This window comes from Psychroserpens damuponensis, assembly GCF_000826655.1.
GTDB lineage: Bacteria > Bacteroidota > Bacteroidia > Flavobacteriales > Flavobacteriaceae > Psychroserpens > Psychroserpens damuponensis.
Genome location: NZ_JXJO01000029.1, coordinates 1 through 15,750, shown reverse-complemented (window position 1 = coordinate 15,750; position 15,750 = coordinate 1). Strand labels below are relative to the sequence as shown.

Genomic DNA, 15,750 nt, shown 5'->3' with positions numbered 1-15,750 from the left:
GCAGGTACTGGAAAAACTACTTTTTTACATAAGTTAAAAATGAATTCTTTGAAAAGAATTGTAGTTGTTGCTCCTACAGGGGTTGCTGCTATTAATGCTAAAGGTGTTACAATACATTCATTTTTTCAGATGCCTTTTGGACCAATACTACCAAGTGATACTTTAGATGGGTCTTCAAATTTTACTAGAAAATTTAGTAAAACAAAAATCAATATTATTAAATCCTTGGATTTATTAATCATAGATGAGATTAGTATGGTTCGGGCAGATTTACTTGATGGAATTGACAAAACACTTAGGCGCTTTAGAAATCGAAATCTTGTATTTGGAGGTGTGCAACTTTTATTAATTGGAGATTTACAGCAACTTTCTCCGGTCGTTAAGGAACATGAATGGCAATTGCTAAAACCGTTTTATAAAAATGCTTTTTTCTTTAGTAGTTTGGCATTTCAAAAATGTAATGCGATAACTGTAGAACTTAAGCATATATACCGACAAGACAATCCTAAATTTGTTGAAATTCTTAATCAAATACGAACAAACTCGCTATCTCAATCATCTGCAAACGAATTAAATAAACGTTATCTACCGAGTTTTTCTCCTCAAGGTGATGAAGGTTATGTTTACTTAACGACACATAATAGTAAAGCCGAGCGTGTTAATATCAATGAACTCGAGAAGCTAACAGTGCCTTTAAAAAGTTATTCTGCTAGAATTGAGGGTAAATTTCCTGAATACTTATTCCCAAACAAAGAAGAACTTGTGTTAAAAGTTGGTGCGCAAGTCATGTTCATTAAAAATGATAGTTCTATAGAAAAAAGATATTTCAATGGAAAAATAGGGAAGGTTATATTATTGGATAAAGATGAAGTTGTGGTTAAATGCCCTGATGATGATTTTAACATCGTTGTTACTCCAGAGGTTTGGGAAAATATTAATTACAATATTAATTCTGAAACTACAGCTATAACAGAGAATAAAATTGGTGCTTATACACAAATACCATTAAGGTTAGCGTGGTCTATTACAATTCATAAAAGTCAAGGTCTAACATTTGAAAAGGCTATTATTGATGCACAAGGTGCTTTTGCTCATGGTCAAACTTATGTAGCGCTTAGTAGATGTAAAAGTTTAGATGGTTTAGTTCTAAAAAGTAAGATTTCTTCTAGTCAAATTATTAGTGATATAAATGTTATAAATTTTAATAAAGAAGCAGAGGATAACCAACCTGATGAATCAATTTTGAAAGAGGCCAAAATTAAGTTTCAGTTAAATTTGATTGCTGAATTATTTGATTTTTATGATTTTTTACATCCAATCAATCGTATTTTGGATATTTTTTATAAAAATCGTTCTAGTATTTTGGGTGGCATAGATATACCTTTTTTAACAATTAAAGATACGGTTACAAATTTGTTAAAAGTAGCCAACAGCTTTAATGCACAACTCAATGTATTATCTATGGAAGAGGTGCTTCCCGAACAAAATGAAGTACTTCAAGAGCGCTTCATAAAAGCGATACAATATTTTTCTAAGCAAACAGATAAAAAAATACACGACACATATAAAAATTTAAACTATACGACAGATAATAAAGCTGTAGAAGCAGATTTGACTAAACAGCTAAACGCTTTTGAAGAATTATTATCTACTAAACAACTTTATTTTGAAGGATTAAATGATAGTTTTAGTTCTATTAAATTTTTAGAACTACGAGCAAAATCTGTGTTTTTGGCTAAGGATAAATCTAAAAAGCCAAGAAACGTTGTGGTTGATGGAACTACAAATGTTGAACTTTTTGAATTACTTAGAGAGTTGCGTAATACAATCGCTCAAAGAGAAGACCTTATACATTACCAAATATTTACTCAAAAGGCATTGTATGCCATGTGTGAAATGCTTCCAATATCTAAGGCAGATTTAAAGCAAATTCACGGTATGGGTAAGACAAGAGTGGAAAAATATGGTTCTGAAATTATTGAAGTCATAATAGCATATTGTAATGAAAACGATATCGAAACGGCAACGAATACTCAAATTAGCATTGAAGTAGAGGCTAAACCAAAACGTAAAAAAGGGGATTCTAAAAAAGTATCTTTAGCATTATTTCAAGACGGTAAATCGTTAGAAGAAATTTCAGTTATTAGAGAACTTAACGAGAATACTATTTTTGGTCACCTGGCTAGTTTTATTCCTACTGGAGACATAAAAATTACCGATTTAATTTCTGAAGCACATTACAAAGAACTAAAAGAACTTATACCCAAGTACACCTTCGAAACTTTATCAGACTTAAAAAATCAAATAGATGATAAATATTCATATGGTGAATTAAAGTTGGTGATTGGTAATCTATCAAATTAAAAAAGGCTTCAAATTAATATTTGAAGCCTTCGTAATTTTATATCTTATTCGATTATCCTTTAATCAAACCTCTAGAAATTACAATTTTTTGAATTTCCGAAGTCCCTTCATAAATCTGAGTTATTTTTGCATCACGCATTAAACGTTCTACATGGTATTCTTTTACAAATCCATTTCCGCCATGAATTTGCACAGCTTCAACCGTATGTTCCATAGCAACTTTACTAGCATATAACTTAGCCATTGCACTAGACATGTCGTAATTATTACCTTGATCCTTATCCCAAGCAGCTTTCATTACAAGCATTCTTGCCGCTTCTATTTCGGTATACATATCTGCCAATTTAAAGGCTATAGCTTGGTGGTTACAAATTTCTGTACCAAAGGCTTTTCGTTCTTTTGAATATTTAAGAGCTAATTCATAAGCACCTGAAGCAATACCTAATGCTTGAGCTGCAATTCCAATACGTCCGCCAGAAAGCGTTCTCATGGCAAATCTAAATCCAGAACCATCACCACCAATCCTATTTTCTTTAGGTATTTTTACATCATTAAATTGTAATGTATGCGTATCACTTCCTCTAATACCTAATTTGTCTTCTTTTGGTCCAATATCAAATCCTGGTGTTCCTTTTTCAACAATAAAAGCATTAATTCCATGGGAACCTTTATGTTTATCAGTTTGAGCTATAACTAAGTATACACTTGCTCGACCGCCATTTGTTATCCAGTTTTTTGTACCGTTTAGTAGATAGTGATCTCCTTTGTCTATAGCAGTAGTTCTTTGTGAAGTTGCATCACTACCAGCTTCTGGTTCACTCAAACAAAATGCGCCAATTTGTTCTCCTGTAGCCAATTTTGTCAAGTATTTTTGTTTTTGTTCTTCGCTACCATATGTTTCTAAACCGTAGCAAACTAAAGAGTTATTTACAGAGACCATGACTGAGGCTGAAGCATCAATTTTAGAAAGTTCTTCCATAATTAATACATATGAGATGGCATCCATTCCGCTTCCGCCATATTTAGGATCAACCATAATACCCATAAACCCTAAGTCACCCATTTTTTTGACCAGTTCATCAGGAAAAGTTTGTGCATTATCACGTTCTATAACGCCAGGAAGTAATTCAGTTTGTGCAAAATCACGAGCGGCATCGCGAATCATGATATGTTCTTCAGTTAAGCTAAAATCCATAGTCTTAAATTAAATATTGAATTGTTAAAAAATGATGGCAAAGATACGTCTTTATTAGGAAAATTTCAATCGTTATAGTTATTTTTACAGAATATGGTAAAATCTAGTTATAATATTGTTGGTGTGATGTCTGGAACCTCTTTAGACGGTATAGATTTAGCATACATTACTTTTAAATTTGATAACACATGGACGTTCAAAATCCATAATGCCGAAACGATTCCTTATACAGAATATTGGAAACTTAAACTCTCAACTCTTGTCAAGGTTGATTTAGAAACTCTAAAATTAATAGACCAAGATTATACGACATACTTAGCAGAAATTATAAATAATTTTCTTCGGAAATATCAACTAAATCAAATCGATGCCATTTGTTCTCATGGTCACACAGCATTGCATCAACCAGCTGCTAACTTTACCTACCAAATTGGAAATTTATCATCGCTAGCCAAGTTAATTAATAACACAGTGGTTTGTGATTTTAGAATACAAGATGTGAAACTTAACGGTCAAGGTGCTCCTTTAGTACCAATTGGTGATCGCTTACTATTTTCGCAATATGATTACTGTATCAACTTAGGTGGTTTTGCAAATATTTCTTCGGAAATAGGGGAAACCAGAATAGCCTATGATATTTGTCCGGTGAATATCGTTATGAATCCATATGCAAATAAATTAGGATATGATTACGACAAAGGAGGTTGTATTGCTAGATCAGGAACTATAGATCAAAACCTGCTAAATAGTCTCAATGCATTAGAATTTTATTTAGAAGAGCCACCAAAATCTTTAGGTTTAGAATGGGTAGATTTACATATGTTTCCAATTTTGGAGACTGCTAACATTTCCGAAGCCAACATTTTAAGAACGTTTATTGAGCACATTGCCATTCAAATTGCTAAAGCTTTTACCTCAAACTCTAAAGTATTGTTTACAGGAGGCGGAACTTTTAATGACTTTTTGATAGAACGAATTAAAGCACAAAAAGAGTTTGAGTTAGTACGACCTTCCAAAGAAATTATAGACTACAAAGAAGCCCTTATTTTTGGGCTATTAGGCGTTTTAAAACTTAGAGGAGAAGTGAACTGCTTAGCAAGTGTTACAGGTGCAGATATTGACCATTCTTCAGGTGTGATATTTTATCCATAAAAATATTATAAATTTAATATAAAGCGATTTTTTGTTTTTTATATTTGTTGTAACTAATTAATATAAATTTTCTACAAATGAATCAGCTTTAGCTACGCTCATATTTATGCCAAAAATTAAAAAAAAAGTTACAAATGATTCAAAGTTTATAAATGAAAGATTTACTACAAAAATACGAAGATAAAGCCCCAGAAATAATTTTTAATTGGAAAGATCCAGAAACCGAAGCTGAAGGTTGGACTGTCATAAACTCACTTCGAGGAGGTGCAGCAGGTGGAGGAACTAGAATGCGTAAAGGCCTTGATATGAACGAGGTTTTATCACTTGCCAAAACTATGGAAGTGAAATTTACGGTCTCTGGTCCAGCCATTGGAGGTGCAAAATCTGGAATTAATTTTGACCCTAAAGATCCAAGGAAAAAAGGGGTTTTAGAGCGTTGGTATAATGCAGTGTCTCCCTTATTAAAAAGTTATTATGGTACAGGAGGCGATTTAAATGTTGATGAAATACATGAAGTAATTCCTATTACCGAAGAAAGTGGTGTTTGGCATCCTCAAGAAGGTGTTTTTGAAGGCCATTTTAAACCAACTCAAGCAGATAAAATAAATCGTATTGGTCAACTAAGGCATGGTGTTATTAAGGTGATTGAAAACTCAAAATACTCACCAAGTGTTGCTAAAAAATACACCGTAGCAGATATGATTACTGGTTTTGGTGTTGCAGAAGCAGCAAAACATTTTTATGATGTACAAGGCGATTCTATAATAGGTAAACGTGCCATCGTTCAAGGGTTTGGAAATGTAGGTGCTGCAGCAGCTTTTTATTTAGCTCAAATGGGAGCAAAAGTTGTAGGCATTATTGATATTGTAGGAGGTTTAATTAAAGAAGATGGATTTACATTTGAAGACATCACAGAATTATATCTCGCAAAATCTGGAAACACTTTAGTTAGTGATCATCTCATTCCGTTTTCAGAAATAAATGAAAAAATATGGTCTCTTGAAACTGAGATTTTTGCACCTTGTGCTGCTTCTCGTTTAATTACTCAAAACCAAATTGATCAAATGATTGGTACAGGCTTAGAGGTCATTTCATGTGGAGCAAATGTGCCTTTTGCAGATAAGGAAATTTTCTTCGGAAGCATTATGGAACACACAGATAATAAAGTAAGTCTTATACCAGATTTTATTTCAAACTGTGGTATGGCAAGAGTTTTTGCCTATTTCATGGAACGAAAAGTTCAAATGACAGATGAAGCTATTTTTAATGATACTTCAGAAATTATTAGAAAAGCAATACAAAAAGTACACGATAAAAATCAATCAAAAACAGGCATAAGCGCTACAGCTTTTGAAATTGCATTAACCCAATTAGTATAATTACCCACCATGGAAACTATTATAATTTTAGTATTTGTTTTAGGCTATTTAGCCATTACTGTAGAGCACAGTATAAAAATTGATAAGCTTATTCCTGCCTTAGTCATGATGGCTATAAGTTGGGCATTAATTTCTTTGGGCATTGATTCGTTTCCACAATGGTTTGATTCTGCTAATCATGGATTAGTTGAAGGTTTTGAGAGCTTAGGTCACGAAAGTAAAATGCACTGGATGGAAGAAACTTTACTTCATCATTTAGGTAAAACAGCTGAGATTTTAGTCTTTTTACTAGGAGCTATGACCATTGTAGAAATCATTGACTATTTTGATGGGTTTTCAACAATTAAGAGTTTTATTAAAACAAAAAGTAAAAAGAAAATTCTCTGGATTTTTGGTTTCTTAGCATTTTTCTTATCTGCGATTATAGATAACTTAACAGCTACAATTGTTTTAATTTCAATTTTGCAAAAATTAGTAAGTGATAGAAGTGTACGTATTTGGTATGCTGGTTTAATTATCATCGCTGCAAATGCAGGTGGAGCCTGGTCGCCAATAGGAGATGTAACAACAACTATGTTATGGATAGGTAAAAAAGTAACTACAGGTCATTTATTTGTGTATTTATTTTTACCATCACTTATTTGTATGTTAGTACCTTATTTAATTGCTTCATTTATGCCAGCCTTTAAGGGTAATTTAGAGCAAAGTACAGAAGAAGGTACAGATAAACCTAAAAGTAAATTTAGCTCTACAATGCTTTATTTAGGGTTAGGTGGTATTGTATCTGTACCAGTGTTTAAAACGGTAACACACTTGCCTCCTTATGTTGGTATGATGCTAGCTCTTGGTATCGTTGCTATTTTTGCTGAAATATATAGTAATTCAAAATTTAGTATTTCTAGTCACGATTCTGAAGAAAGTGATGCTCATGCTCATCATAGTCCTGTTCATCATTCATTATCTAAAATTGAATTACCAAGTATTTTATTTTTCCTCGGAATTTTAATGGCTGTTGCAGCATTAGAATCTTTAGGTATACTATTTGGTTTTGCAGGAACATTACAAGATACAATGCCAATGTTAGGTACAGAGTTACATCATGGAGGCGTTTCAGATTTAGTAGTTTTATTACTAGGTGTAGGCTCTGCAGTTATTGATAATGTACCACTTGTTGCAGCAAGTTTAGGAATGTTTACCGAACCAATTGATAATGAACTTTGGCACTTTATAGCTTATTCGGCAGGAACAGGAGGTTCTATGTTGATTATTGGTTCTGCGGCTGGAGTAGTTGCTATGGGAATGGAAAAAATAGATTTTTTCTGGTACCTTAAAAAAATATCTTGGTTAGCATTAATTGGTTTCTTGGCTGGAGCAATAGTCTTTATGTTTACTAGAACAATTTTCTAGTCATATACTTTCCGAAGAAAAGAATCGTTATAAACACAGTTAAAATTAATATTCAATTTTTTTAATATGATATTACAAAGTAATATTCAAGATGGTGCAGATATCGTTACAGATGGAGAACCAGTAGAAAAAACATTATCCATTATAGAGTTAATAAGTAGTGGAGGATTTGCCGGACAAATAATCATTGCTATTTTATTTGTGATGCTCATTTTTGCGATCTATATTTATTTTGAGCGATTATTTGCTATAAAAGCAGCTTCACAAATAGATTCAAACTTTATGAATCAAATTAAAGATCATGTCAGTAATGGTAAAATAGATTCTGCTCAAATGTTATGCGCACAAGTTAATACGCCAGTTTCTAGACTTATAAATAAAGGTATTACACGTATTGGTAAACCTCTAGAAGATATTAATACTGCTATTGAAAATGCTGGCCGATTAGAAATTTATGGCTTAGAAAAAAACGTGAGTATTCTAGCTACAATTTCTGGTGTAGCTCCCATGATAGGATTTCTTGGTACTGTAGTAGGAATGATTTTAGCCATTTTTGAATTGGCAAATGCTGGAGGAACCATACAAATGGATGTTTTAGCAAGTGGCTTATATACAGCTATGACTACAACTGTTGCAGGTCTTATTGTTGGTATTGTTGGTTATATGGCTTACAATCATTTGGTGGTTAAAACAGATAAAGTTGTGTATCAAATGGAAGCTAATTCTTTAGAGTTTTTAGATCACTTAAACGAACCTATTTAATGAAATGAGAGACTAAAAATTAGAATAGATGAATTTAAGAGGAAGAAATAAAGTAACACCAGAGTTCAATATGTCGTCAATGACAGATATTGTATTCCTGTTATTGATATTTTTTATGATAGCTTCTACTTTAGTGACCACAAATGCGATAGATATTTTATTGCCAACCGCAAGTGGTAAAACTGAAAATAAAAAGTCTGTTGCTGTTAGTATCAAAAAAGACTTAACGTTTTATATTGATGATAAGCGTGTAGGAGAGAGTGTTTTAGAAAACGAGTTGATTTCATTATTATCAACTAAAGATGAACCCATCATTGTTTTACGAGCAGAAAAGTCTGTTGATGTAGAGTATGTTGTTAAGGTGATGGATATAGCTAATAGAAATAAATTCAAAGTTATTTTAGCTGTAAAACCTGGGAGTTAGCACAATTATATTTTTTTTATCTACCAAACGGTAGGTTTAGAATGACTGTTGCGTATTATGTAGAAAAGATCTTATAGATTTAGATGAAGTATTTAGAAACCAAACACGAACAAAATTCAGCAAAGATTACGGCATTAATTGCGGTAATTCTTGTATTGCTATTGTTTGTTATGGGAAATACATATATGGATCCACCAGAAGAATATGGTGTAGCCATTAATTTTGGGAATTCTCCAGTTGGTTCTGGTCAAATTCAGCCAACAGAACCAGTGAAATCTAGAGTTAATGAAGAGGTTGTTAAAGAAGAACAACAAACAGAAAAAGTAGAAGAAGCAACGCAACCTACCCAAGCTAATAGTAATGCAGAAGAGGTCATGACTAATGAATCTGCAGAAGCTCTAGCTATCAAAAAAGCTAAAGAAGCTAAGGCTAAAGCCGATGCTAAAGCAAAGGCAGATGCAGAGCTCAAAGAAAAACTGCGTAAAGAAGCCGAAGCTAAAAAAGCCAAAGAAGAACAAGACAAAAAAGATAAACTCGATGCGCTTATTGGTGGTGTAAAAAATGCTGAAGGACCTGACAAAGGAGGAGAAGGTCCAGGTGATGGGCCAGGTGATAAAGGCGATTTGGATGGAAATCCCTATGCACCTTATGATGGTATTCCAGGCTCTGGAAATGGAGGTGTTGGTTATGGATTAAACGGTAGAGGTGTGCCTAATTATACTCCACAAGAAGGCTGTGAAAATGAATATGGTACTATTGTAATTAGAATTGTTGTAAATAGAGACGGTAACGTTGTTGAAACTAGTTTTGATCCTAAAGGAAGTACTAATATTACGAATTGCTTAAAAACGCAAGCTGAGAAAATTGCAAAGTCTTATAAATGGCCTAAAGACTCAAAAGCACCTACAAGACAATTTGGTAAAGTTGTAGTCAATTTTTCTTCAAATTAAAATGAATTATCAAGATACAGTACACTGGATGTTTAAGCAGTTGCCTATGTATCAAAATCAAGGTAAAACTGCTTTTAAAAAAGATTTATCTAACACAATACTACTAGCAAATCATTTAAATAATCCTCAACATAAATTTAAAAGTATCCATGTTGCAGGCACCAATGGTAAAGGCTCTACGAGTCACATGTTAGCTTCAGTATTGCATGAAGCAGGTTATAAAGTTGGGTTATATACATCTCCTCATTTAAAAGATTTTAGAGAACGCATAAAGATTAATGGTAAAGACATTAGTGAACAGTTTGTTATAGACTTTATAGCGCAAAATCATTCGTTTTTTGAGCAACAACAATTATCGTTTTTTGAAATGACTGTTGGGATGGCTTTTGACTATTTCGCAAAAGAACACGTAGATATTGCTGTGATAGAAGTTGGACTGGGAGGTCGCTTAGATTCTACAAACATTATTACTCCAGAAATTTCAGTTATTACCAATATAGGATTTGATCATACGCAATTTTTAGGAACAACTTATGAGGCTATTGCTAAAGAAAAAGCAGGGATTATTAAACCAAACGTTCCTATAATCATTGGAGAAACGCAAGCAGAAACTAAACATGTGTTTTTAGATATTGCTAAAACTAACAAATCGGAAATTTATTTTGCTGATGAAGTTGATTCTCTTTATACCAGCGATTTGAAAGGAAATTACCAAAGCCATAATATGAAAACAGCTACTAAAGCTTTAAAAATATTAAATGGTGAAAATTTTAATATTTCCGAAGCACATATAAAATCAGGATTGCAAAATGTAGTCAAAAATACAGGCTTAAAAGGGCGTTGGCAAGTATTACAAGCTGAGCCTAAAATTATCTGTGATACTGCGCATAATAAAGAAGGACTCAATTATATTGTGACGCAACTCGCTCAAGAAAACTACCAAAACCTTCACATCGTTTTTGGAGTTGTTAATGATAAAGATGTGGATTCTATTTTACCAATATTACCAAAAAAGGCGACGTATTATTTTTGTAAACCTAATGTGCCTAGAGGCTTAGATGCCGAAATATTAAAACTCAAATTTTCGTCTGTTGGATTTGATGGTGACGCATACCAATCTGTAAATACAGCTTTAGAACATGCCAAAAACTCAGCAAGTATAGACGATTTAATCTACGTTGGAGGAAGCACATTTGTAGTTGCCGAAGTCGTATAAACTTCAAAAAATTGTATCTTTAAGTTTCAGTTTTAAAATGTTACAATGACAGAGATTATCAATCAAGTTTTTGCACTAGATTCAAAATTAAAGAAAGACAATTACGATAGTGGAACTCGGTATTTAGATCGAATTTATCACGAGTTTGAAGCCTTGGGTTTTCAAATTGTGATTCCGCTAGGTCAAACCTATAGAAATGAAATGACCGATGTTGAAGCTAATGTTGTTGGAGATTTAAATAGAAAATCTAAAATAACAAAGGTTTTAAAACCTGTTATTTATCACATAGAAAATAATGAAACGAAACTCCTTCAGAAAGGAATTGTAATAGTAGAATAGCCTCAAATGAAAACTATAAATTTTGCCATAGATTTAGGAACGACCAATAGTCTGATTGCTAAATATGACGACGGAAATATTAAAATTTACAACAACCCATTAGGTTTAAAACAAACCTTACCATCTTGTATCGCCTTTCGAGGTAATAGAACTGTAATTGGTGATAAAGCCCTAGATTATCTTGAAAAAGATGCCGAAAATATATGCATGCTTTTTAAACGTAAAATGGGAACGCAAGACACTTATTTTGTCCCATCTATTGACAAAGAAATGTCTCCCATAGAGTTGTCTTCAATGATACTTAAAGAATTAAAAAACTTTGTGAATGATGAAGAGGTTTTAGACGCTGTAGTCATTACAATTCCTGCGTCATTTGATACAATACAATCTAATGCTACTAAAAAAGCGGGTTACTTAGCAGGATTTAAAGAAGTTGTCTTATTGCAAGAACCTATAGCAGCTTGCTTAGCGTTTGCAAACACATCTAATATAGAGGTTAAAGACAAACAAAACTGGATTGTTTACGATTTTGGAGGCGGTACATTTGATGTGGCTCTAGTAGAAGTAAATGATAGAGAATTAAAAGTGACCGATAACTTAGGCGATAATTACTTAGGAGGTGCCGATTTTGATAACCTTATCGTCGAGCATTTAGTGGTTCCGTTTATAGAGCAAAAATTATCGTTAAGCAATCTTTGGAAAGATTTAAAGTCTAAAACAACATCTTTTAAAGGGCTATATTTTGAATTGCTTAAAATTTCCGAAGAAGCGAAAAAAGAACTCTCCATTTATGAAGAGACCGAAATTGAAATTGATATCGATATTAATGGTGAAAATTTCTACGAACAATTAATTATAAAACGAGAACAATTTGAAGATTTAATTGCTTCAAAAGTAGAGCAAACCATTGTTTTTATTCAGGATGTTATCAAAAACAATCAATTACTAAATTCTCAAATAGATCGTGTAATTTTAATTGGAGGTACTACCTATGTGCCGTTAATTAAAAAACGCATAGCTGAAGCCATAGAAGTAGAGGTAGACTCTAGTATTGATCCAACATCGGCAGTGGTTCATGGTGCAGCATATTTTGCAGGTTCTAAGCCAGCAACTGTTTTTGAAAAGAGCAATATAGAAGCTGAAAAGACAACATTTGAGTCTATAGATTTTAAATTATTTTACGAGCAAAACACTCGAGATCTAGAAGAGTTGATTACGTGTAAAATAAATTCTGGTGATGTAAAAAGTTACCGCATAATGCGAAAAGATGGTGGTTATGATTCTGGTGTAAAAACGCTTGACGATCATACGTTTTCTGAGTTTGTACCACTGCTAGAAGGTCGTTTAAACCCTTTTAAAATTCAATTATTAAATGAGGCTTTAGATGTTTTACAAGTTATAAATACTGTAGCAATTAATCAAGGTAGTTACAATGTGCAAGGGCAACCGCTACCTAATGATATTTGTATGGAAGTTGACGATTTAGACGCCTCAACAACACGGTTAGATTTGGTGTTCGCAAAAGGAAGTATTTTACCACTTAAAAAGAAAATTTATAAAACGGCCTCAAAAACCATATTGAGGCACTCTAACTCAAACATTATAATTAATATTATTGAAGGTAAATCTAAAGGTTTGCCTAGTTCTGGTTTGAGTATAGGTTATATTGAAATCTTCGGAAAAGATCTAGAAGAAGACCTAATTAAAGGAACAGATATTGAGATCGAGGTAGAGGTAACAGAGTCTCGAGATTTAAAAATTAACGTCTTTTTACAATCTTGTGATCAAGAATTTAAAAATGTCTTTAGTGAATCTGAGAGAGCCATAAGTATCAACAAGATTAATATGGAAATTAATACAGTTCTTGGAGATGTAGAGGAGTTGATACGTACAAATAACTCTGAAGAAAACTTTGAATATTCACAGCAATTAGAAACCATAAGAGTAGGTTTAATAGAAACTCAAATTGCTGCGTCTCTCATTAATGATGATGATATATCTGATGCAAAATTTCAGTTAGATGATAGAAAACGTAAACTCATTCAACACTTTGATGATTTAACACGTAATAAATTAATTGCTCAAGAAATTGAGGAGTATAACGAGTCTAAAGAAGCTTTAGAATATCACTTAAATAAAGAAGAAAATGAACGTTTTCAAGAAAAATATGCGCGTATTATAAAAAACGAGCGCGAAGTTATTAACTCTGGAAATAAGTATTTAATTAGATCAAAAATCAAAGAGTTAGATGAGTTGTACGATTCTGTAATTCAATCTAGTGATGAGAATTTTATTACTTACTTTTTAAATTTAAAGTTTGTCTCATCTTTTGATAACCAACGTAAAGCCGATAAATTAATAAAACAAGGTGACGAGGCATTAGATAAGCAAGATTATAAATCGTTACGTCATATCGTCTACGGTTTATCAGCGTTATTGCCAGATTATGAAAAAGAAAAACAAAAGAAATTTAAAGATGATAGTAGAACAGGTTTAGGCTAGTTTTTATACTTTTTGTTGTACCAATCGGTGTAAATTTTGTTAATACTTAACTGTTTTAACGTTACCTTATTGGTCTTTATAGTTTCGCCTCTTACGGTATCAATCAATATTTTATTTGAAGAGCTGCTTTTAACCTTAGAGATGATATCTTCAAAAGGATAAATTATAATTTCTTTAGCTTCGGAAATATTATAATCTGTAATTTTGTATAAATTAGACAAATCGGTATCTCGCTTAAAATGTGAGAATCTTGAGGATACAAAATCGGTTCCGGTATAAAATAATAACGAATCATTTTGATTGGCTTCTATTGAAACGCGCTCACCTTTTGGAATGTAAATAGATTGGTCAATACCATGTGTTAATCTAAATACGATAAGATCTTTTTTACTTCTATTGTTTATTTTAAGGAATGCATTATGTGTTAAATCTTCAGAGTATGGTAATTGGTTAAAAGTGGTTTGGTAAGGGTTAGAAAACGGGTTGAGCGTCATGCCTAAAATTTCATCACTAGTTTTTCGCTCTACTTTTCGTTTTAAAGTGTAAATAAACTTGGTGTGATCTGCGAGTTTGTATCGATCACTCGTTGTGGTATTAGCATGATCATCTTCTATCACTGTTTCTTCAATGCCTAGTGCTTCTATTAACTCTTCGTTAATTGTAAATGTATCATCGGTAGAGCCAGAACGTTGAATACTATCAACAAGTTTTTGTAGTTCATCACTAAAAACAGGGCTAGAGCTATAATCACCACTTCTTATATAATCATAATCATTACTGCTGTTAGAACTTTTTCCTACCCAGAAAATCACTCTAATAACAATCATAACAATGACAAAAATACTCCAACCACCAAAACCAGACCCTGTTTTTTTATTAGACTTAGAAGGGTATGAATACTGTCTGGCAATGTCAGCATTAGATACTAATGTTTCTTTTAAAAACACATTAGAAGTATCTAATATTGCAAATGCTACCATGGCTTTAGATGCAAATCTAAACTCTTGATTGCTGGTGTTTCTTCGGTTAGAATTATAAATGTCGATAACCTCAGAATTGAGTTCTTGCATATCCTCATTAAAACAATCTGGATATTCATTTAAACAGTTAATAAACACTTTATTCGTAATAAATGCAATTGGGAATTCTTTCTCTTTAAGTCTCCCTTCTCTTAAATATACACTAGCATAATTTAAACGTGCTTTAAAAAAGTTGATGATGAGTTGATTGTTTTCTTCGGAAAAGAGATTATTATGAGATAGAACTTTTAATAATAATACATATTTACCTTTGGTTAAAGTTTCAGATAAAAAGAGTTTCAGGTTTTCCTTGAAAAAAGGCGAAAGAAAGTATTTTAAATCATCAAGATTTACAATTAATGATTCATCTACAGAGATCTGATTTTGTTTGATGTTTTGATGATTCCCAGAAATTAATTGTTTAAGCCAATCGTGTTTCTCGATAAATACATGATGTTGTAGTACTGTTTCATCTTTTAATTTATCAATAAGATTAGAAATATCTCCAAGATTATTAGCGTCACCCATCATCGCTTTAGCTTTGAGTTGCTTTTGGAGTTTAATTATGCCATTTGAATCAATTTGAGATAATTCGTTAATATCTAGGCCTAACTGATCGATAAAAGAGATGTATTTCAAAGTATTACGGTATAAGTTATAAAAATATCAAAATAAGTTTGAACTCAACAAATAACCATGTTTTTTCGCTAAAACGCGACTTTGAAAAAAAAAAATATTTTTTTTTAAAAAACCTTTTGGTAATTGAAAATCTAGACTATCTTTGCAGTCCAATAAATAGGGCAATTAGCTCAGTTGGTTCAGAGCACCTCGTTTACACCGAGGGGGTCGGGGGTTCGAATCCCTCATTGCCCACTAAAGTCCACAGAAATGTGGACTTTTTTTTGTTTATAAATGAGGGTCATTAACTCAGTTGGTTCAGAGTGTCACGTCGACAACGTGGAAGTCACTGGTTCGAATCCAGTATGACCCACAAAAACTAGCCCCTTGATTTACCATATGGCAAATCAAGGGGCTAGTTTT

12 protein-coding genes and 2 tRNA genes are annotated in these 15,750 nt (G+C 32.5%); 12 read left to right on the top strand and 2 right to left on the bottom strand.

All coding sequences use genetic code 11. The features are described 5' to 3' along the window. Positions 1–48: 48 nt before the first annotated feature. Positions 49–2,364: a helix-turn-helix domain-containing protein gene (locus tag TD29_RS18830; protein WP_316931861.1), complete on the top strand. Its 2,316-nt coding sequence runs from the start codon at positions 49–51 to the stop codon at positions 2,362–2,364. Positions 2,365–2,416: 52 nt separating this feature from the next. On the opposite strand, the gene TD29_RS16235 is transcribed toward TD29_RS18830, so the two are convergent. Beyond that, entirely contained in the window at positions 2,417–3,559 is a 1,143-nt protein-coding gene (locus TD29_RS16235; protein WP_040282300.1) for an acyl-CoA dehydrogenase, read from the bottom strand. A 93-nt stretch (positions 3,560–3,652) separates the two neighbouring features. Between TD29_RS16235 and TD29_RS16230 the strand changes: the two genes are divergently transcribed. The 9 genes from TD29_RS16230 to TD29_RS16190 all read left to right on the top strand — a co-directional run bounded on the left by TD29_RS16230 (position 3,653) and on the right by TD29_RS16190 (position 13,690). Then, a complete protein-coding gene (locus TD29_RS16230) occupies positions 3,653–4,711 on the top strand; it encodes an anhydro-N-acetylmuramic acid kinase (protein ID WP_040282299.1) in 1,059 nt (352 codons plus the stop codon). A 152-nt stretch (positions 4,712–4,863) separates the two neighbouring features. Further along, positions 4,864–6,090, top strand: coding sequence for a Glu/Leu/Phe/Val dehydrogenase dimerization domain-containing protein (locus tag TD29_RS16225; protein WP_040282297.1), 1,227 nt, complete (start codon positions 4,864–4,866; stop codon positions 6,088–6,090). Positions 6,091–6,099: 9 nt separating this feature from the next. After that, the gene (gene nhaD, locus TD29_RS16220) at positions 6,100–7,497 is read left to right on the top strand and encodes a sodium:proton antiporter NhaD (protein ID WP_040282295.1); all 1,398 of its coding nucleotides are present in this window, start codon (positions 6,100–6,102) and stop codon (positions 7,495–7,497) included. A 66-nt stretch (positions 7,498–7,563) separates the two neighbouring features. Next, positions 7,564–8,259 (top strand): MotA/TolQ/ExbB proton channel family protein, encoded by a 696-nt coding sequence (locus tag TD29_RS16215; protein ID WP_040282293.1) that lies wholly within the window; start codon positions 7,564–7,566, stop codon positions 8,257–8,259. 28 nt (positions 8,260–8,287) lie between these two features. Then, positions 8,288–8,683, top strand: a complete 396-nt coding sequence (locus TD29_RS16210; protein WP_040282291.1) for an ExbD/TolR family protein — start codon at positions 8,288–8,290, stop codon at positions 8,681–8,683. Positions 8,684–8,766: 83 nt separating this feature from the next. Further along, a complete protein-coding gene (locus TD29_RS16205; RefSeq protein WP_040282289.1) occupies positions 8,767–9,633 on the top strand; it encodes a hypothetical protein in 867 nt (288 codons plus the stop codon). Position 9,634: 1 nt separating this feature from the next. Further along, on the top strand, positions 9,635–10,849 hold the full coding sequence (locus TD29_RS16200) for a bifunctional folylpolyglutamate synthase/dihydrofolate synthase (protein ID WP_040282288.1): 1,215 nt from the start codon (positions 9,635–9,637) through the stop codon (positions 10,847–10,849). Between the two features lie 45 nt (positions 10,850–10,894). After that, positions 10,895–11,188 (top strand): hypothetical protein, encoded by a 294-nt coding sequence (locus tag TD29_RS16195; RefSeq protein ID WP_040282286.1) that lies wholly within the window; start codon positions 10,895–10,897, stop codon positions 11,186–11,188. Positions 11,189–11,194: 6 nt separating this feature from the next. Beyond that, on the top strand, positions 11,195–13,690 hold the full coding sequence (locus TD29_RS16190; RefSeq protein WP_040282284.1) for an Hsp70 family protein: 2,496 nt from the start codon (positions 11,195–11,197) through the stop codon (positions 13,688–13,690). Here TD29_RS16190 and TD29_RS16185 read toward each other — a convergent pair. Then, positions 13,687–15,348, bottom strand: a complete 1,662-nt coding sequence (locus TD29_RS16185) for a hypothetical protein (RefSeq protein WP_040282281.1) — start codon at positions 15,346–15,348, stop codon at positions 13,687–13,689. The genes TD29_RS16190 and TD29_RS16185 overlap by 4 nt on opposite strands. A gap of 159 nt (positions 15,349–15,507) precedes the next feature. On the opposite strand from TD29_RS16185, the gene TD29_RS16180 reads away from it, so the two are divergent. Beyond that, positions 15,508–15,582 (top strand) — tRNA-Val (locus tag TD29_RS16180). A gap of 43 nt (positions 15,583–15,625) precedes the next feature. Continuing rightward, a tRNA-Val gene (locus tag TD29_RS16175) sits at positions 15,626–15,700 on the top strand. Positions 15,701–15,750: the final 50 nt, after the last annotated feature.

Coding starts and splice junctions, on each gene's coding strand:
- TD29_RS16215 (WP_040282293.1), top strand. CDS start 7,564: ATGATATTACAAAGTAATATTCAAGATGGTGCAGATATCGTTACAGAT.
- nhaD (WP_040282295.1), top strand. CDS start 6,100: ATGGAAACTATTATAATTTTAGTATTTGTTTTAGGCTATTTAGCCATT.
- TD29_RS16225 (WP_040282297.1), top strand. CDS start 4,864: ATGAAAGATTTACTACAAAAATACGAAGATAAAGCCCCAGAAATAATT.
- TD29_RS16210 (WP_040282291.1), top strand. CDS start 8,288: ATGAATTTAAGAGGAAGAAATAAAGTAACACCAGAGTTCAATATGTCG.
- TD29_RS16235 (WP_040282300.1), bottom strand. CDS start 3,559: ATGGATTTTAGCTTAACTGAAGAACATATCATGATTCGCGATGCCGCT.
- TD29_RS16230 (WP_040282299.1), top strand. CDS start 3,653: ATGGTAAAATCTAGTTATAATATTGTTGGTGTGATGTCTGGAACCTCT.
- TD29_RS16205 (WP_040282289.1), top strand. CDS start 8,767: ATGAAGTATTTAGAAACCAAACACGAACAAAATTCAGCAAAGATTACG.
- TD29_RS16195 (WP_040282286.1), top strand. CDS start 10,895: ATGACAGAGATTATCAATCAAGTTTTTGCACTAGATTCAAAATTAAAG.
- TD29_RS16200 (WP_040282288.1), top strand. CDS start 9,635: ATGAATTATCAAGATACAGTACACTGGATGTTTAAGCAGTTGCCTATG.
- TD29_RS16190 (WP_040282284.1), top strand. CDS start 11,195: ATGAAAACTATAAATTTTGCCATAGATTTAGGAACGACCAATAGTCTG.